This is a genomic window from Thermodesulfobacteriota bacterium (genome assembly GCA_040756475.1).
GTDB lineage: Bacteria > Desulfobacterota > Deferrisomatia > Deferrisomatales > JACRMM01 > JBFLZB01.
In genome coordinates this window covers 1-2,289 of record JBFLZB010000341.1, presented here as the reverse complement: position 1 = coordinate 2,289, position 2,289 = coordinate 1, and the positions used below count along the sequence as shown (strand labels likewise).

General features: G+C 72.3%; 4 protein-coding genes. All 4 read right to left on the bottom strand.

Translation table 11 applies throughout. The features are described from left to right. Positions 1-207: 207 nt before the first annotated feature. A complete protein-coding gene (locus tag AB1578_23480) occupies positions 208-501 on the bottom strand; it encodes a type II toxin-antitoxin system RelE/ParE family toxin (GenBank protein MEW6490860.1) in 294 nt (97 codons plus the stop codon). Then, a complete protein-coding gene (locus AB1578_23475) occupies positions 498-788 on the bottom strand; it encodes a type II toxin-antitoxin system Phd/YefM family antitoxin (GenBank protein ID MEW6490859.1) in 291 nt (96 codons plus the stop codon). Before AB1578_23475 ends, AB1578_23480 begins: the two co-directional genes overlap by 4 nt. Positions 789-1,054: 266 nt before the next feature. Continuing rightward, a complete protein-coding gene (locus AB1578_23470; GenBank protein MEW6490858.1) occupies positions 1,055-1,900 on the bottom strand; it encodes a menaquinone biosynthesis protein in 846 nt (281 codons plus the stop codon). After that, the coding region (locus AB1578_23465) for an NUDIX hydrolase (protein ID MEW6490857.1) at positions 1,897-2,289 on the bottom strand (393 nt) is incomplete at its 5' end. The genes AB1578_23465 and AB1578_23470, both read right to left, overlap by 4 nt.

Sequence of the window (2,289 nt, the reverse complement as noted above, 5' to 3'; positions counted from 1 at the left end):
CGGGAACCCACCGCCCGGTGCTCGCTCGCGGGATCGAGCGCAGGCCGATCTTCTTGGGGCCGGAGGATCACGGCGACTCGCTTGGCGGCTCAGAGCCGCGGTGACGATCCCGGGGCAGAGCCGAGCAGGGTGGGCAACGCCCACCACTTTCATGGCCCGCTGGGAGCGAAGACGATGGTGGGCCGTGCCCACCCTTCGGCTGTGTCCTCATGGTTCGCTGGAACGCTGGAGGAGTCTGTGACCTTCGAACACGGCCAGGACGTGGATGGCGTCTTCGCGAACCTCGTAGACGATGCGACAGGTGCGAACGAACACTTCGCGCACGTCGTCTCGGCCGAGCTCCGGCACGACTCGGCCGGCGAGGGGCGTTTCTGCCGCCTTGCGCGCGCGGGCGCGCAGGCGCTCGACCCAGCTTCGGGCTGCGGCCCGGTTGTCGCGCGCGATGTACTCGCCGATGTCGAGCAGGTCGCGACGGGCGCGGTCGGTCCAGCGGACCTTCACGTTGCCAGCTTCCCGAGGGCGCGGTCCAGGTCGGAGTCCAGATCCTCGTCGTCGGTCAGAAGGCCGGCGGCGGAGTCGGCGAGCCCGGCGTGGACGGCGTCGAGGAAGCGGCTGTGCTCGCACAGCCGGTCGAACTCCTCGGGGGTGACGAGAACCGCCGCCGGCTTCCCGTTCTGGGTTATGACGATGGGGCGGTGCTCGTCCTTCAGGCGCCGGAGGAGCCGGGACGCCTGGGCCTTGAAGGCGCCGACGGGGACGATGTCTTGGGACACGTGGAGAGTCTTCACTATGGATCTCCTTTGGGGCGGAATTCAGGATCGAATACAGACCTTCTATCATGGCGGTGGGGAGCGAGCAAGGTGGGGGGTACATTCAGGAACCGGGGATCTGGGAGGATCGAACATCCGGGGGCGTTCTGCCACGGAGAACCGAATGGGGCCAGGCGGGTAGTTTTCGAAGGGGATTTGGTGTCTTCACGTCCCCACAGCCGTCCCCAGCCGTCCGAGGGAAGACGAGGGACCGTGAGTGGAGGGGTCGAGGGGCCGGACGGCCGCTATGCCGGGGGCGCTTCCACGGGCAGGGGGACCAGGGGTGCGGGGCCGGGGAGGAGGCCCAGGGCGGCTGCTTCCCGGGCGAAGAGGCGCAGGCCCTCCAGGTGCCAGGCGGTGAGGTCGTAGGAGATGGTCTGCCAGTAGGCCAGCAGCGCCTCCTCCCCCATCCAGGCGGCCTCGGGGGAGCGGCGGGCGTAGGCGGGGTAGCTGCGGTAGGCGCGCTGGCGGGCGCGGACGAGCTCGCGGTAGAAGGCCCGAACGGCGCCGGGGAAAGCATGGAAGGCGTCGCGCCGGCAGATCCAGAGGGCGAAGACGAAGGGGGTTCCCGTGGCCTCGTACCAGAGGGCCCCCAGGTCGAAGGCGTGGGGCCAGCGGGTTTCCCCGCCGGCCCGGGCCTCGCGCAGCGCCCGGTCGCCGATCCAGAGCACGGCCTCGGGGTCGTCCTCCGGCGCCACGTACCGGGGCCGCACCCCCAGGCGCCCTTCCAGGAGCACGCGCAGGAGCGCCACCGAGGTGGCCGACGCGGGGGAGAGCCCCACGGGGCGGCCGCCCAGCTCCTCCAGGGGGCGGCGGCTGAACAGCACCACCGACTCCACGGGGCCGATGGCCGAGATGGAGAGATCGGGGAGGAAGCCGTAGAGGTCGGGCCGGGCCAGGTACTCGGCGGAGGAGGAGGGGGAGAGGTGGACCGACCCCTCCCGCAGGGCGGCGTTGAGCTCGGTGGGGACGCCCCGCACGTAGGAGACGCCGGGCTGGGGCCCCTGCTCCTCCAGGGCGAGGAAGAGGGGCGTGCAGTTGGCGAAGCCGATGCGGCCCACCCGAAGCGCCGGTGTCCCGGATGCGCTCACGGCCGCAGCGCCTCCCGGGCGCGAAAGAGGGCGGCCACGGTCTTGGCGTCCCGGATCTCGCCCCCCGCGGCCCGGGCCAGCGCCTCCTCGAAGGCCACCCAGTGGACCTCCAGGACCTCGTGGGGCTCGGGCCGGGCGGCCACCGCCGCGAGGTCCCGGGCCAGGAAGAGGTGGATCACCTCGTCGCAGAACCCAGGCGCAGTCACGATCTCCCCCAGGGGCGCCCAGGAGCGGGCCCGCACCCCTGCCTCCTCCTCCAGCTCCCGGCGGGCGGTCTCCAGGGGGGGCTCGCCGGGGTCGAGCTTTCCGGCGGGCACCTCCCAGAGCCACCCGCCGGCGGCGTGGCGGTACTGGCGCAGCAGGCACACCCGGCCCCGGTCGTCCAGGGC